This window comes from Aeoliella straminimaris, assembly GCF_024054565.1.
Classification (GTDB): domain Bacteria; phylum Planctomycetota; class Planctomycetia; order Pirellulales; family Lacipirellulaceae; genus Aeoliella; species Aeoliella straminimaris.
Window position 1 is genome coordinate 313,937 of record NZ_JAMXLR010000055.1, and the last position, 14,969, is coordinate 328,905.

Here is a 14,969-nt window from a genome sequence, read left to right on the forward strand (position 1 = left end):
GTTAGAGCGAATCGATGACCATTTGGCCAATTTTGTCGGTGCCGTAGCCCGAGCGGTCGAGGCTCTTGCCGGCAAATTTTGGCGTTACGGCTTTCACCGCTGCGCCAACCCGCTCGCCGCAGGTCACGGCGGCCTGGTCGCCCTTGATGCGACCGGTTTCGCGGAGCAAAAGCCCCAGCGAGTCGATCGTGGCGATCGGATTGGCCAGATTCTGGCCCGCGATGTCCGGCGCGGAGCCATGCACCGGCTCGAACATGCTGGGCGCGGTGCCATCGGGGTTGAGGTTGCCACTCGAGGCGATGCCCATCCCACCGGCGATCGCCGCGCCCAGGTCGGTGATGATGTCGCCAAACATGTTCGGCACCACGATCACGTCGTACACCTCGGGCTTGGCCACCATGTACATGCAGCACGCGTCGACGTGATGGTAGTCGGTGGTTACTTCGGGGTAGTCGCTGGCCACGTCCTGGAACGTACGGAACCAGGTATCGCCTGCAAACGTCAGCACGTTGGTCTTGTGCACCAGGGTAAGCTGCTTCCGCTGGCGTGTCTTGGCCAGTTCGAAGGCGTAACGAATGCAGCGTTCGGCGCCAAACCGCGTCGCGACCATGGTCTGGTTGCTCACTTCCTGCGGAGTGCCTTTGCGAACGAAGCCACCGACGCCGCAGTACAGGTCCTCGGTATTTTCGCGGACACAAATGAAATCGATGTCCTTGGAAGTCTTGCCAGCCAGCGGTGTCTCGATGCCAGGGTAGAGCGTGACCGGCCGCAGATTGATGTATTGATCGAGTTCGAATCGCAACTTCAGCAGAATGCCCTTCTCGATCACGCCGCCCGCGAGTCGGGGATCGTTAGGCAGACCACCCACCGCCCCCAGGAAGATGGCGTCGAACTTACGCAGTTCGGCAATGTCGACATCTTCCAGCACGTGCCCTGTCTCGAGGAAATGGGTAGCCGAGAAGGGAAACTCGGTCGACTCGTACTTGCAACCGCTAGCCGGCGCTGCGGCTTCGAGCACATTCATGGCGGCCCCCACCACTTCGGGACCAATACCATCGCCACCGATGATTGCGATCTTCAGCGAATCGGACATCGTATTCAGGACACTTTGGGGTCAATGGAACAGAGAGAGCAAGCTGGTAGTTTATCAGGCCAACCAGCATGGTGTCAGGCCCGCATTTTTTAGGTAGATTCTGGCCAACACTCTAGGATCGCGTGGCACGAAGCGCTTACACTAACAGTTAGGTTGCTGCCACAACCCTTATCCCGGCCGGGCGGTTACCGCCGGGGTGAACTTTTCTTCAAAACTCGAATCGATACCGGGGAGACACGAAATGAAACTCGGCCCTTCTCTCATTGGTGCTATTGTGGGCGGACTCGTTGCCGTGGCAGCACAGATTGGCTTGGAAAGCTCGCTGGGCAAAGAGGCGATCTGGTTTGCGCTGGTATCCGGCCTGCTAACCGGCTTCGGAGCTCGGATGATGGCAGGCGACGGCATACGCCATGGCAGTTTCGTTCGCGCCGCGCTGGTTGCGTTCGTCGCCCTGGCGGCCATCTTCGGCGGCAGCTACATCTCGGCCGAAATGACCCGCAAGAAGGCCTCCGAGGCCTATGAGTCCAAGCCCACGACCTCCCCCGTAGACCAGCAGACCGAAGAAGAGGGGGCCGCAGCCACTGTCGAGGCCGACGAGCCCGCTGGCGACGAAGACTCTACGGAACCTGCCCCAGGCGAAGAAGAGACCTCGACTGCCGAAGAGGCTGAAACAGAAGACGCTGACACGGAAGAGCCAGCCGAAGAACCAGCCGAGCGGGGCGAAGCGGACGATGCTGCTTCCGACGAAGCTGAGACCGTGGCCGAAGTTGAAGAGACAGAAGTCGAAGTCACCGAGCCTCAGGATCCGCAGACGCTGGACGCCATCGCAAAGTACAAGGCCAAGGGCATCCCCAATCAAAAGCTGGATATTTGGCAGCTGGTGTTCGTCGTACTCGGCACGCTGCTCGCCTACGAACTGGCCCGCGGCGGCGGCAAGGCGGAGCAGAAGGCTTAGGGCTTCGACGCCGATTCCCAAATGACGATAGCGACACGACGAGCACGACGTAGGTGCTGTGCAAGGGCGTGCAACGTCGTGACCGTTGTGTCGTTGTGGTTCTTCTTTATTTATCCAGGCCCAATCGCTCGGCCAACCGCTCGGTGCATCGCTCGACGTACCCCAAGCCCTGCCGGTCGGTACCAAGGGCTGCTTCCGTTTCGGCCTTGAGGTTGTTTTGAACGCGCTCGACCACGGGACGAAGCTCGTCGGCGTGTTCGTCGAAGTCGGGAAGCAGGTCGATCACGTTTGCGGCCTGCACCCGGTCCCAGGGGGACTCGGCGTTTTCGTAGGCCTCAATAAGAAATGGGACGTATTCGCTGCGCCCGCGGCACAGCGCAAACATCTCTGCCGCAGCAATTCGGACCGAGTCTTGGTCGTCGAGCAAGGCTTCCTCCAGAAGTTCGTGCGCGTGTCCCGCAGCAAGCGCAGCCGGACCGCCCTCGCTGGCTGGAGCACTGGGGCGGCCGATTCCAATAACGGACCAATAGCGATTTTCGGTTTGCGGCAACGTTACGTCCCGCTCCAGGTAAGCGGCGCGGTCCTCCATGTCATACTCAGGGAAGGCCGCCTTAAATCCAAGCTCACTAATGGAGTAGACCCGTGTACTCCGTTCGTTGACCCTGAACATCGGATGGGGAAAGAACCAGCCGTAGCGGGAACCGCACACCGATTCCATTGGCGTGAATTGGCTTTCGGAAATAATTCCCAGATCCCGCAAGACCATCCTGTAGAATTTCAAGCGTCCTTGGAGTGGCTCCGTGTCTTCGTTTCCAACCCAATCCGCCGAGGCCATCAAGTTGTTCAGCTCATGCGGGTCGTTCTCCAGATCGTACAATTCGTCGACCGGTTTCACGTCCGCCATCCATCGCGACTGCTCTTCATTCAGCCCGCCTTCGGCCTTCAGCCGTCGCAGTTCCTGCATGATGTCACTCACTTCGCCGTAGCTCACCCACTGCGTCCACGGCCGCCATGGCATGTAGTTGCGAATGTACTTGTATCGCTTGGTGCGGACGCAGCGGCTCATGTCGTACCGCTCGTCCATCCGGTCGCGGGCGGCGTAGATGTACTCTCGCTCGGGCGTGAGGTTTGGCCCCAAAAACGCGCGGCCCTGCATGTAAGTGGGAATCGAAAGTCCCGCGAGATTCAAAACCGTCTCAGGAAGATCAACCAGCGAAACCAGTTCGTCGGTGCGAGTCCCTGCAGCCATCGACGGGACTCGATGGTTGTCTCCAATAGCTTTGGAACCCTCGACTTCCGTCGAGGGCTGCCCTCGGAGTTTCTTTTGCCACTTCTCCGGAATGCGAACGATCAGCGGCACTTTGATGCCCGAGTCGTAGAGCCACCGCTTACCGCGGGGGAGGCCGACGCCGTGGTCGCTCCAGAAAAAGACGATCGTGTCCTCGGTCAGGCCCGCGTCGTCGAGCTCCTGCAACTGGTCGGCCACCCACTTGTCCATGGCCGTCATGCAGTTGTAATAGCGAGCCCACTCCTGGCGGACCTTCGGCGTGTCGGGGTAGTAGGGGGGGAGTTCGAGCTGGGCCGGGTCGTGCCGTTCGTCTTCCGAGAGCACCGAAGTTACCTTGTCGTACTTGGGCTGGTCGCCGCGCGTGGCGCTTTCGTGGGTCCCCGTGTAGTTGAACACGGCGAAGAACGGCTGGTCGTCCTTGCGATTCTTCCAGTGCGCTTCGCCACTCGACTCGTCCCAGGTACCTTTGGGCGGCTTGAATTGGTAGTCTTCTTTTTTGTTGTTGGAGCAGTAGTACCCCGCTTCGCGAAGGTACATGGTGAACGGCTGAATCTCCGGCGGCAGCTTCACCTTGGAACGCATGTTGTGCGTTCCCAGCGACGTAGGATAGACCCCCGTGATGATGCTCGACCGGCATGGTGCACAAACCGGTGCGCAGACGAACGCGTTCTCGTACAGCACGCTCTGTTTGGCAAACTCATCCAGGTTGGGCGTCCGCGCATGCTCATCGCCATAGCAACCCAGGTGGCAAGAAGCGTCCTCGATGCTAAGCCACAATATATTCGGCCGCTCGGCAGCAGATGCCACCGAAGTAATTCCCAGCAACAGCAACACAAGCGAGCGCAACAACATAGAACTGCCTTTCCACGATTCAATCAAATACTAGCCGCGGATGAACAACGGAGTATCTTGAACACTGATTGACTCTAATTCATTCAAATTAATTAGAGTCGATTAATGAATATCAGTGCTCTGAAAAATGCGTTGGAGAGTCCGTGTTTTCCGATGTCCACCCGCGGCTAAGATCATCAACGGGATCAAAGGGCGTGGCTTTGCCCCCGCAGTCTACTTCACCGGCGTGAGCTTTAGGCTTCGGAGGTTGATGGCCTGCCATTGGCCGGACTTCGGCATGATTTTCACGGAGAATTTGCCCGAGGTCTTTAGCTCGACTTCGCCCCAATCCTGGGATTCGAAGTCCTGATAGCCACCGGTGGCCTTGACCGCGACATTGGCCTTGGCGTCGCCCACCGACACCACCAGCTTGCTACTGGCGGGGGCCGCCACTTCGGCCGCCAGGCGATACTTGCCCGGCTTGTCCGACTTGCAGTTCCACACCACCACGTCGGCGGCGTCAGTCCAGAAGCCGATATTCGGCTGGTTTCCGATCGATTCCACCTGGGCGTTGCCCTCGATCACCGCGTCGCCGGCCTGCAGCACCAGGGTGCCATTAGCCGCTGGCGCGACTCGGCGGAAGATCTCTTTCGGAGTACCCGAGATCTCGAGTTCCACCACCGTGTCGATCGGGTCGACGGCATCTCCCGTCAGATGTACCACGACGCCGGCATCGCTCTTGCTGACGTCGAAGTTGCGTGAAGCATCGGCCAACGGGTGACAACCTGAAGTCTCGACTTCCACCGGCACGACAAGCTTACCGTCACTGGGCCAGTCGAACACGTGCAAGTACAACTTGCCCGGCTTGCTGGTGATGCGTCCCCAGTCGGGTCGGCGGCAGGGGCTGGCCGTGGTGCCGTAGATCGACGCGCCGTTGGTGTCCATCCACTCGCCAATTTCAGTGAGCCGATCGATCGACTCCTGGGGAATTTCACCTTCCTTCGTGGGACCGACGTTCAGCAGGTAGTTGCCCCCCTTCGAGACGATGTCCACCAGGTTATGCAGCAGCACTTCGGTGCTCTTCCAATTGTGGTCGTAGCTTTTGAAGCCCCAGGTGTTGTTCATCGTCATGCACGTTTCCCAGTCGCGGTCCTTGTAACCGGTGGCCGGAATGTGCTGTTCGGGGGTTTCGGTGTCACCACGATAGCCGCCGCCCAGGCGGTTGTTTGTAATGATCTCGGGATAGTCGGCCAGCAGGTCGTGCAGTGGCTTCGCGCGCTCGGCGTTCATCCAAGTGGGCGTGTCCCACCAGAGGACGTCGGGATGGAACTTGGTGAGGACTTCTTTGGTCTGCGGCAGCGCGATCGTGCGGAGGTACTCGTCGAAGTCGCCCTTGTTTGCTTCGTCCCACGATTGCCCCTCCGCTAGACCAGCCTTCGCGCCGCCGGGGTGCGTCCAGTCCTGCGCCTGCGAGTAATACAGCCCGAACTTCAGTCCTTCATCTCTCACCGCATCGGCCAGGGGAGCGAGCAGGTCCTTGCCATAGGGCGAGGCGTCGGCGATATCCCAATCGGTGACGGCCGAGTCGTAGAGCGCGAATCCATCGTGATGCTTGGAGGTGATCACTACGTACTTCATGCCTGCCCGCTTGGCGAGCGCGGCCCACTGTTCCGGGTCGTACTTCACGGGATCGAAGTCCTGGGCGTACTCGCGGTACTCGGCCACGGGGATCTCCGCGCGGCGCATGATCCACTCGCCGATGCCGCCAATCTTCTCACCGTGGTACGTCCCCGCCGGCACGGAGTAGACGCCCCAGTGAATAAACATGCCGAACTTCGCGTCGCGCCACCACTCCATGCGGGCGTCCCGCTCTGCCGGAGTTTCGGCCCATGCGGGGGGAGTGAGGAAGACGAGCGAAAGGACAACACACAACAACGCCGCCAAGTGAGACTTCATGATCGAAATCCTTATCGTGACCAGAGACACAAGCTAGTTACACTCTGGCGATTATAAGGACTCGACGCGTGGCAAGCGACCAATGGCCGAGGCGAGCCAGTCCTGTCTCGTCGAGTCATTGGAGTCACCAGCAAAGCTAAAGACTCCAGCGCCGAAGAATCAGACGCGGATTGTCGCCGATTTGAGCGGATTCTCACAGATGAAGAATAGAGTTGCGGTCAAACTACGCGGCAACCATTACTTTGCGGCAGAGTCAACGATTGTGGAGTTCCTACTCAACGTTGCGTTGTCATATCTCTGTTTTTCGCAACTATCCGCGTTTATCCGGCAACATCCGCGACGATCCGCGTCTAATTCTTGATGAGCCTTGCATCGCGACTGACGAGGTATCGTCGATTGGCTACTTCTGTCCGCTTTTCCACACCGGATCGTGGTGCGAGTCGTGCTCTTGCGGCCAGCGGGTGAGGGTGACCTTCTGCCGAGTGTAGAATTGGATGCTCTCGGTGCCTTGGATATGAAGGTCTCCAAAGAAAGATCGGTTCCAACCCGTGAACGGCAACCACGCCATCGGAGCGGGCACGCCGACGTTCACGCCAATCATGCCGGCGTTGAAGTGCTGCTTGAACTCGCGGGCGGCGTAGCCACTGCGGGTGAAGATCACTGCGCCGTTGCCGAATTCGCAACCCGCACCCATAGCCAGGGCTTCGTCGAGCGTATCGACCCGCGCTACCGAAAGCACGGGGCCGAAGATCTCCTCGGTCGCCACCCGCATGCCGGGCTTCACCTGATCGACCACGCTGGGTCCCAGGAGGAATCCACTGCCAGCAAAGTCGCGCCGCCCATCCAGCGGCACTGTCGCTCCTTCGCCAGTAGCGATGTCCAGGTACTCGGCCACCCGCTTGCGATGCTCGTCGCGAATCACGGGACCCATGTCGACCTCTTCGTTGCCATCGCTCGGCCCGACGCGCAAACTGCCGGCGTAGTCGACGAGCCCCTCGACCACCGGATCGGCCGCGCCGCCGACGGCCACCGTCAAGCTGCCGGCCATGCATCGTTGTCCCGCGCAGCCGTACGCACTGGCGGCGAGCTGCCTCACGGTTTGATCCATGTCGGCGTCGGGCATCACGATCAGGTGATTCTTCGCGCCACCCGCCGACTGCACGCGTTTGCCGTTGGCGGTGCCAGTTTCGTAGATGTACTTCGCGATGGGCGTCGAGCCCACAAACGACACGGCCGCCACCTTCGGATGCGCAAGCAACGTGTCGACGCACTCCTTGTCGCCATGCACAATGTTGAACACGCCCGGCGGCAGGCCGGCTTCGAGCAATAGCTCGCCCAAACGCACAGCCGACAGCGGCACCTTCTCCGACGGCTTCAGCACAAAGGTGTTGCCGCAAGTGATCGCCACGGGGAACATCCACAGTGGCACCATGTTCGGAAAGTTGTACGGCGTGATGCCGACGCACACGCCCACCGGGTGCTTCACCACTTCGGCGTCGACTCCCGCGGCAATGTTCGGCAGCGACTGGCCCATCAGCAGGCTCGGAATGCCGGCCGCGAACTCCACCATCTCCACACCGCGATTCACCTCGGCCCGGGCTTCGGCCAGCGTCTTGCCATGCTCGCGGGTCACTAGCGCCGTAAGCTGCTCGAAGTGCTCCTCCATCAGCATCCGATAACGGAACATCACCCGGGCTCGCTCTACCACCGGCGTGTCGCTCCAGGAGGGCAGGGCGGCGGCCGCGGTTTCGACCACTTGGGCCGTTTCGTCCGCGGTGGCTAGCGGCGTGCGGGCGATTACCTGGCCGGTTGAGGGGTTGTAGACGTCGGTGTGACGGGCGGCATCGAGGGTCTGCCAACGCTCACCACACAGCACGGGGACAACATCAACGGCGGCGGCACTGCTCATGGCACTTTCCTTGGCGCTGGTAGGAAGCTGGGGTCTGTTTCGCTAGGATAACCGAGTACCGCGCTCTCACCAAGCTGCGTTACCGAGTTTGTAATCATGAAGCCATCAATTGGTGCTAGCCTCGACCAAGCTTGGCCAGGTCTAGTGCCGAGATTAACCCTCAGGCGCGTTAGAGGAACCTGCCATGCCACGCCCCGTCCGCGGTGCTTTGATTCAAGCCACGTTGTGTGAACCGAGCACGTCGCCCGTCGACAAGATCAAGAAGGCGATGATCGATAAGCACGTCGCTCTCATCGAACAGGCGGCCAGCCAGGGCGCGCAGGTTGTCTGCCTGCAGGAGATCTTCTACGGGCCGTACTTCTGCGCCGAGCAGGAGTGCAAGTGGTACGACTCCACCGAGCGGATCCCCGACGGGCCGACCACCAAGCTGATGCAAGAGCTTGCCAAGAAGCACAAGATGGTGATCGTCGTACCGATGTACGAAGAGGACATCACCGGCGTGTACTACAACACGGCCGCCGTGATCGACGCCGGGGGCGAGTACCTGGGCAAGTTCCGCAAGGTCCACATCCCGCACTGCAACCCAGGCTTCTGGGAGAAGTTCTATTTCAAACCGGGCAACCTCGGTTACCCCGTGTTCGATACCCGCGTCGGCAAGGTGGGCGTCTACATCTGCTACGACCGCCACTTCCCCGAGGGCGCGCGGTGCCTGGGCTTGGGCGGCGCGGAGATCGTATTTAACCCGTCGGCCACAGTGGCCGGCCTCAGTGAATACCTCTGGAAGCTCGAGCAACCGGCTCACGCTGTGGCCAACCAGTTCTTCGTCGGCGCGATCAACCGCCCCGGCTGGGAAGAGCCGTGGAGCATCGGCGAGTTCTACGGCCAGAGCTACTTCTGCGATCCCCGCGGCCAGTTCATCGCCCAGAGCGAAAAGCGAACCGACGACGACATCGTAATCGCCGACATGGACCTCGACCTGATCCGCGAGGTGCGTAACACGTGGCAGTTCTTTAGGGATCGCCGGCCAGAGACTTATGGGGCGATTGTGGCTCCGTAGAAAGCTGTGTTTGCCGAGGATGTGAGTGATCAATCTATGAAATCTGCCGAGCAAATCCTGGCGGAAGCGAACAAGACAATTGCGCATATGCACAATCGTCCGACGATGTACATTAGCTCAGCCAGTCGTGCCAACGCGGGCGACATATTCGACGGAATGTTGTGGATTGCACACTGGTTCTGGGCGACGATTCAATCTCGCGAAGGTGAGTTTCGAAGAGTGCTAGATTCCGTACGCGAATCGCATCAATGTAGTAGCTACGGCTTTCCGGACGGTTACCGGCGAGACCATCCGAACAGCGACGATGAATCCGCCTTTCACCACGTCAAGAAATGTTGGGAAGAAGTCGACGCTGAGTTGGGTATCGACATATCCGAAGAGGCCGCAGATTCCTGAGGTATTTTGCCGAAGGCTTTGAACCCGTAGATTCGAACGAAGAACTCGAAGCGATTTAGGCGCAGTGTGTACTGCTGTTAGTCACTCCAATCTTCTCGCAGAGCGGCGGCAAGAGTCCCCACATGAAACTGTTGATCATCACCCTCAACCTGCTCGCGGCAGCCGCTTTCGTTTTCCTGGGGATGTTGGCCAACGCCATCCACTCCACTCACAGCTACAGCACTTATCACGAGTTTGTGATTGTTGGGGCCATTAGCGAAAAACAGTTGGAGACCATCGAAGACCCCGAAAATCCCGGTTCCTACGGTTATGACCTGCTGGCAAGAATAGTGCAGGCCGGCAACGTAGAAACTTGGGTTAGGCGGATTTCTACGCTTGCTGCGGCGGCTTGTGTGTTGAACGCGGTTGCGGCGGCCGCTGGGGTTCTGATGCCCGGACAGAACCAGACTACACGTGGGAGCCTTAGCGAACTCACTAGCGCTGATTAGCGTCGTTACGCATGCCAAGACCCACCTTTGGCCAACGACCCACTCTCCGCTACCCCTCCCCGCGGCTGAGACCGCGACCCTCCCAAGGGAGGGTGAAATTCTTGACGCGAAGTATGAAGCGGTGTGCTTAAGCTGCTATACTTGCATCCCCCTTCAACATGAGCCAGTAGCACTTCACCCTCCCTCGGGAGGGTCGGCCTCTCAGGGCCGGTGAGGGGGAAGCAACTACCACCTATAGACGGCAGCAGCACCGTGGATGACAGCGACGACCGCATCCGGATTGATGAAAACGTGGTGATGCCCGACCTTGAGGGTCAACCACCACCGCCGCGGGTGTACCCTCGCCTGATACGACGGCTGAGGATCGTGATGTGGCTGGCAGCGGTGGGCGGTCTGGTGATGCTGGCCGGTGGGGGCTACGAGTACCATCGCATGCAGCGGCTTGGCCGGGAAGGAAAGCAGGTCCCCGGAACCTTGGTCGACAGCAGCACACTCAACACCGGCAAGGGGCGAACCAGCTATCACTTGGTGCTAGATTATAAGCCTCCGGACAGCGAAACGACCTATCGCAAGGAGTTCTTCGTCGATCAAACGGTCTACAACCAAGCCCAGCAAGCAGGACAGGTTCCGGTAACCTATCTGCCGAGCGACCCGACACTTTCGACGGGCAACCAACAGGCGAAGGGCGACACAGAGCCGCTGGTGATTGGTGGCGGCCTGCTGTTGGTTGCGGTGGGCATTTGGGCGTACCTCCGCTGGCAAATAAGGCGGGTCATGCGGTACGTGATGGGCGAGTAGACCGCGACCCTTGTAAGTTGCATAGACATGAGATTGGTAGTACACCGAGGAAACAAGCTGCTCCGCTTCGTTCGCTAAGCTCACTCAGTGGAGCAGCTGTGCCGGCCGCGAGATCGGGCGACCCGAGGTCGTGAGAGACCGTCGACAACGGCATCGCATTGGCTCGACGAAACACTGCCACGCAGGGCGGACGATGAACAACCTCGCTGAATTGCCGCCGCTCCGCGGCAGTCAGACGCTGCACCAAGCAGGGGCGATACATGGACACGGTCCTTCCTGACCAAAGACGCTTTGATCCCAGACTGTGAATTCACTGCTCAAACTCATCTAATTGCTTCTGCTTTTCGCTACCAAACGGACCGCCGGCTCCAATCCCAATGGGTCCACCTGGCGCCAGCAAACAAGTCGATTGCGCGAAAACGATGGGGGTTTGCGTCTGGCTTGGTAACGAGTCCACCAGGCATCTACAATACTTGTAACAACGTGAAGCGGTTGCTGGCGGAACTCGTTTCAACACTTCTTTCGAATCCACCTCCATGACTGAGTGAAAGGTGAAGCGACCGTGAGTTTTCCTCCCAAGTCCTGGCTTCCTCACCCCGCGACGCTGGCTCTGCTGGTGGTTTGCACGCTGCAACCAACGGTGCAGGCAGAGATCGACATCCAAAACGCCTACAGCAAGACCGACGTGATGATCCCCATGCGGGACGGCGTGCGGCTCTACACCGAGATCTACACCCCCAGGAATCAGCGCGAAAAGCTGCCCATCCTGTTTCTCCGCACACCCTATCGCGTGGCCGAGCCCGACGGCAAGTTCACGCGGTACTTCGACACGGCGTTTCGCGAAATGGCCAAGGACGGCTACATCATCGCCGTGCAGGATGCCCGGGGCCGACACAACTCCGAAGGCACGTTCGAATGGAATCGCCCTATCCGCCACCACCGCGATCCGCAAGCGGTCGACGCCAGCACCGATGCATACGACTCCATCGAGTGGCTCACCAGCAGCATGGCCAACGACAATGGTCGCGTGGGCATGTTGGGCGTTTCCTACCCCGGGTGGTACGTCACGATGGCCCTGATCGACCCGCACCCGGCGCTCAAAGCCGCCAGCCCGCAAGCGTCGCCCTCCGACTACTTCATCGGTGACGACTTCTACCACTTTGGCGCGTTTCGTTTGCAGCCGAGTGCCGAGTTGCCTTACCTGTTCGACTTCGACGCGACGCAGAACGCCCGGTTTCCGTACGATCAGGTCGATACATACGAGTTCTTTCTCGACTTGGGTCCGCTCAAGAACATGAACGAGAAGTACTTGCACCATGTGTCGCCCACCTGGGACAACTTCATGGAGCACGACACGTACGACGAGTACTGGGTCGAGGGGGGGACGCTGCCGCACCTTACGGAAGTTACCGTGCCGACACTGAATGTCGTCGGGTGGTGGGATGCCGAGAACCTGGGCGGGGCCCTCGACATTTACGACACGATGGAATCGCTCGACAAGAAGGACATTAATCGACTGGTCGTCGGCCCCTGGGCCCACGGCCAGTGGTATCGCGGCCCAACCGGCGAGTTGGGAGCCTACGAGTTTGGCTCCGACACCATGGCGCATTATCAGAAGCAGATCGAGGCGCCGTTCTTCGCCCATCACCTGAAGGGGGCGCCCGATCCAGGCTTGGCGGAAGCCACGTTGTTCCAGACGGGCTCCAACAAATGGCAGAACTACGCCAGTTGGCCTCCCGCCGATAGCAAACCCAAGAGGCTATATTTCCAGCCCAGCGGTGGTTTGTCGTTCGACGCTCCCCAAGCAGAACCGTCGGAGGAATTCGCCAGTTACACCTCCGATCCTAGCAATCCGGTGCCCTATACGGCGCGGCCCGTCATGGGGTTCTGGCATGGCATGGAAGGCAGCAGCGACCCACGATTCGACCGCGCTGGCAAGCTGTGGAAGGTCGAAGACCAACGTTTTGTCGATGGCCGACCCGACGTACTCTCCTTTGTTACCAAGCCACTGGAAAATGACGTCGAGGTTGCCGGTCATATCATCGCCAGGCTGTTTGCTTCGACATCGGGAACCGACTCGGACTGGGTGGTCAAGCTGATCGATGTCTACCCGGAGAGCTACGAAGCGAAGCCCGAAATGGGTGGCTACCAGTTAATGATCGCCGACGACGTACTCCGCGGTAAGTTTCGCAACAGCTTCAGCAAGCCGGAGCCACTCGAACCGGGCAAAGTCACCGAGTTTGATATCAACCTCCGCACCCGCAATCACCTGTTCCGCAAGGGGCATCGCATCATGGTGCAGGTGCAGAGCAGTTGGTTCCCACTAATCGACCGTAACCCGCAAAAGTTTGTCGACATCCCCGAGGCATCCGAGGACGATTACCAGGCGGCCGAGCAGCGAGTGTATTTCACGCCCGAGTTCCCTTCGCACATTCAGCTTCCCATCGTGACCAAGGAGTGAGAGTTAGATGTTATTGGATCGATCAATACTGATTGGATGGCTGTTTGCTCTGGCTACTACGGCGACTCCTACGATGGCTGCACAGCACGTACTCGAAGGAACCATCGAGGCATCCTGCCCGGACGACACGCCCCTGCGCGTGTGGGCCATGCCGGTGGTTACCACCGAGTCGGGGCACCTCGTTCCGCCGACGAAAGCCGAGATTCTGGCAGCCGCCTCGAGTGGTGATGTCGGCACTCGGTCAACCTCGCGCAAGTTCTCGCTCGCGGTCGATGGCCAGGGACCTTACTGCGTGTTCGCGTTTGCCGATCTCAACGACAACGGCTGCTGGGATCCGGCCACGCCCGAGCCTTTTGGGTGGTTCGCCACCGAGGCGGCGGGCAGCTACGCCCCCGTGAAGGCGAGCGATCGCTCGAGCGTCGCTTTGAACTTCAGCTTGAAGGCACCACGGCCGATACCCACCGAGTCGCAAGCGATCGAAGGTGGTAGCGTCACCCAGATCAAGGGCTATACGGTTTTGCAGCTCACCGGCGATGCGCAACAGCGGGGCTTCGCCCACGGCAAGTTAATGGCGGACCCGATTGTCGACTTCTTCCGGTTCTACATCCTGGAAGACAAGATGCAGTCGGCCCGTGGTTATGAAGCGAGCTTCGCCAAGTTCCTGCACAGCAACTTCAGCTACCCACCCGAGTTCGTCACTGAGTGCGAAGCGGTTATCGAAGGGATGAAGGCCTCCGGCGCCGACCTTCAGGTGCCGGAGTTGGGCCGCGAGTTCTCGCTGACCGATCTATACGCCATTAACGCCTACATCGAAACACGGGCGATGCGCACCAGTTGCACGCAGTTCGCCGCCTGGGGAGAACGCACCGCCGGCACCGATGTCGACGGCGGCATGATCACCGGCCGCAACATGGACGGCGAGATCGACCTCCGCCGAGTGACGGTGAGCCACTTCCTGTTGATGGCCGTCGACCCGACGGAGCCCGGACAGAAGCGATACGTCTCGATGATGTGGCCCGGCTTCGTGGCGACGATTTCCGGCATCAACGAAGATGGCTTCTACACCATGGAAAACGCCGGCCTGACCGGGCCGGGCCCAGTGGTCGACCAGATGGTGCCTTTCTCCTGGGCCATGCGCGAGTCGCTCGCCAAGCTAGGCGGCGACGCCACGCCCGAGTCGGTTCAGTCGCTGGTCGACAGCTTCGACAACTCGGCCGGCGGATCGTGCGGGCCGGGCTGCATCACGCTGTTCGCCGTACCGTACAAGGGGCAAGAAACGCCGGCCTTCATTCTGGAGGGCGACCGCTTTGGTGACCAGATCCGCCGCGCTGAACAGGCCGAACCCTACGTTCCCCAGGCCCTGGTGGCCAGCAACCATCACCGCGCCTACGGCGTGAATGCCAGCAGGCCAGGGCAGGTGTTTGATAAGACACCCAGTTTCTCGTCGCTGTGGCGTTACGAAGCAGGCATGAACAAGCTGGATGCCTGGTACCGCGTGGGACGCGCTATCGGCACCGACGAAATGCAGCAGCTTCTGCAGACCGTCGCCCATGGCACCACCGAGTACGCCATCATTACCCGGCCCAATCAGCGGGAGGTCGACGTGGCGGTTGCTTCGATGAAGTCCGAACCGTGGGACGCTCCGTACCGCGGTTGGACCACCTTCGCATTCGACGAACTGTTCGCCGCTCCACGTGTCGCCTCCGATAGCCCAGCGACCGGGCAGTAGCGGAACGC

Annotated in this window: 11 protein-coding genes; 7 read left to right on the forward strand and 4 right to left on the reverse strand. The window is 60.0% G+C overall.

Annotated elements, in window-relative coordinates; translation table 11 throughout:
• Position 1: 1 nt before the first annotated feature.
• Positions 2 to 1,093: a 3-isopropylmalate dehydrogenase gene (locus NG895_RS16495; protein ID WP_252853625.1), complete on the reverse strand. Its 1,092-nt coding sequence runs from the start codon at positions 1,091 to 1,093 to the stop codon at positions 2 to 4.
• 241 nt (positions 1,094 to 1,334) lie between these two features.
• Between NG895_RS16495 and NG895_RS16500 the strand changes: the two genes are divergently transcribed.
• Entirely contained in the window at positions 1,335 to 2,048 is a 714-nt protein-coding gene (locus NG895_RS16500; protein ID WP_252853626.1) for a hypothetical protein, read from the forward strand.
• Positions 2,049 to 2,154: 106 nt separating this feature from the next.
• On the opposite strand, the gene NG895_RS16505 is transcribed toward NG895_RS16500, so the two are convergent.
• The 3 genes from NG895_RS16505 to NG895_RS16515 all read right to left on the reverse strand — a co-directional run bounded on the left by NG895_RS16505 (position 2,155) and on the right by NG895_RS16515 (position 8,032).
• Positions 2,155 to 4,188, reverse strand: a complete 2,034-nt coding sequence (locus tag NG895_RS16505; protein ID WP_252853627.1) for a sulfatase family protein — start codon at positions 4,186 to 4,188, stop codon at positions 2,155 to 2,157.
• Positions 4,189 to 4,401: 213 nt separating this feature from the next.
• Positions 4,402 to 6,123, reverse strand: a complete 1,722-nt coding sequence (locus NG895_RS16510; protein WP_252853628.1) for an alpha-L-fucosidase — start codon at positions 6,121 to 6,123, stop codon at positions 4,402 to 4,404.
• Between the two features lie 400 nt (positions 6,124 to 6,523).
• Entirely contained in the window at positions 6,524 to 8,032 is a 1,509-nt protein-coding gene (locus NG895_RS16515; protein ID WP_252853629.1) for a CoA-acylating methylmalonate-semialdehyde dehydrogenase, read from the reverse strand.
• Positions 8,033 to 8,216: 184 nt separating this feature from the next.
• Here NG895_RS16515 and NG895_RS16520 point away from each other — a divergent pair, with 184 nt between their 5' ends.
• The 6 genes from NG895_RS16520 (at position 8,217) to NG895_RS16545 (ending at position 14,961) form a co-directional block, all read left to right on the forward strand.
• Positions 8,217 to 9,089, forward strand: a complete 873-nt coding sequence (locus NG895_RS16520) for a nitrilase-related carbon-nitrogen hydrolase (RefSeq protein ID WP_252853630.1) — start codon at positions 8,217 to 8,219, stop codon at positions 9,087 to 9,089.
• 6 nt (positions 9,090 to 9,095) lie between these two features.
• Entirely contained in the window at positions 9,096 to 9,485 is a 390-nt protein-coding gene (locus tag NG895_RS16525) for a hypothetical protein (RefSeq protein WP_252853631.1), read from the forward strand.
• Positions 9,486 to 9,607: 122 nt separating this feature from the next.
• Positions 9,608 to 9,973 carry a hypothetical protein gene (locus NG895_RS16530; protein WP_252853632.1) on the forward strand — a complete coding sequence of 122 codons (366 nt, stop codon included), beginning with the start codon at positions 9,608 to 9,610 and terminating at the stop codon, positions 9,971 to 9,973.
• A 252-nt stretch (positions 9,974 to 10,225) separates the two neighbouring features.
• Positions 10,226 to 10,771 (forward strand): DUF3592 domain-containing protein, encoded by a 546-nt coding sequence (locus tag NG895_RS16535; protein ID WP_252853633.1) that lies wholly within the window; start codon positions 10,226 to 10,228, stop codon positions 10,769 to 10,771.
• 562 nt (positions 10,772 to 11,333) lie between these two features.
• Entirely contained in the window at positions 11,334 to 13,232 is a 1,899-nt protein-coding gene (locus NG895_RS16540; protein WP_252853634.1) for a CocE/NonD family hydrolase, read from the forward strand.
• Positions 13,233 to 13,305: 73 nt separating this feature from the next.
• On the forward strand, positions 13,306 to 14,961 hold the full coding sequence (locus NG895_RS16545) for a C45 family peptidase (protein WP_252853635.1): 1,656 nt from the start codon (positions 13,306 to 13,308) through the stop codon (positions 14,959 to 14,961).
• The last annotated feature ends 8 nt before the right edge of the window (positions 14,962 to 14,969 follow it).